This window comes from Protofrankia sp. Cr1 (assembly GCF_963555865.1).
GTDB lineage: Bacteria > Actinomycetota > Actinomycetes > Frankiales > Frankiaceae > Protofrankia.
In genome coordinates this window covers 2798-3971 of sequence record NZ_CAUVXO010000076.1, presented here as the reverse complement: position 1 = coordinate 3971, position 1174 = coordinate 2798, and the positions used below count along the sequence as shown (strand labels likewise).

Below are 1174 nucleotides of genomic sequence, written 5' to 3'. Positions count from 1 at the left end.
CCGAGGCGTTCAACTCCCTCATGGACGACCTCGAGCGGAATGTTTTCGGACGGCTTCCGGATGCGACGTGGATCTACCCCGGGCACGGCAAGGACACGACCCTCGGTGTCGAGCGACCCCATTTCGCCGACTGGCGTGCCCGCGGCTGGTGAACCCGCCTCGGGCCAGGTTATCGGCGGCGAGTCGTGGCATCGGCGGTTCCCGTCCGCGGGATCTCGACGAGCAGGAGCGCCACATCGTCGTCCAGATGCGCTCCGGCCCAGCGGTGGAGATAGCGTGCCAGCTCGGCCAATGCCGTGTCGAGGTTCGCGGATCCGAGTGCGTCGCGGGCGGCGTCCAGGAACGGGAAAAACTCGCCGGTGACCGGGTGTCGCGCTTCTGCCAGCCCGTCGGTGTACAGGAGTAGCCGGTCGCCTGGCAGCAGCCTGACCGCGCGGCGTCCAGCGGCTCCAGCGGCGAGACCGAGAGGCGGCGCTCGGAGCGGGACGGTGAGCAGATGTGCAGTGTCGGAGTGCAGAACGACAGGGTCGGGGTGCAGAACGACAGGGTCGGGGTGTCCCGCGTTGGCCAGTGTCAGCTGGCCGTCGTGGATCTGCGCGACGATGGCGGTGACGAAGTCGTCGAGACCACCGACCTCGGCGACTTCTGCGTCGAGATCGGCTATGACGGCGCTGAGATCCTTCGTACGACGAGCAACGGTCCGGAAGCAGCCAAGCACCCGGCTGGCGATCCAGACGGCTCCCAGGCCTTTTCCACGGACGTCACCGACGAGAATGCGGACGCCCCATGGGCTGTCGAGAATGTCGTACAGGTCGCCGCCGACCGCAGCTTCCGCGGTGGCGCTCTCGTAGCGGACAGCGAGCCGCAGGCCATCCAACGTGGGCGGGACCGATGAGAGAATCGTCTGCTGCGCCGCCTGTGCCACCTGCGTGACATTGTGCAGCTTCGTTTCGCGCCGGGTGTGGTAACGGCTCACCATGACGGCGATGACGGCGCCCGCTGTTATACCGGCCAGGCGGACCAGTTGGGCTAACGGTCCACCGTGGCGGGGCTGGTAGAGGCCGTCGTGAATCCCCAGCAGAGCACCGGTCACCACCGCGGCGACCCCATAGACCGCGGTCAGACGAGGGCCCGTCAGCGTGGCGGAGAGCATCGGGCACAGGACCGCCAGCTC

At 67.9% G+C, this 1174-nt stretch carries 1 protein-coding gene and 1 pseudogene; one reads left to right on the top strand and one right to left on the bottom strand.

Going from position 1 to position 1174, the window contains the following annotated elements; genetic code table 11:
• Window positions 1-152 (top strand): annotated as a pseudogene (locus U9980_RS09190) (MBL fold metallo-hydrolase); the annotation flags it as partial.
• Window positions 153-169: 17 nt separating this feature from the next.
• Here U9980_RS09190 and U9980_RS09185 read toward each other — a convergent pair.
• Window positions 170-1174 (bottom strand): PP2C family protein-serine/threonine phosphatase (locus U9980_RS09185; RefSeq protein WP_322767538.1); only part of this gene is annotated, 1005 nt, incomplete at its 5' end.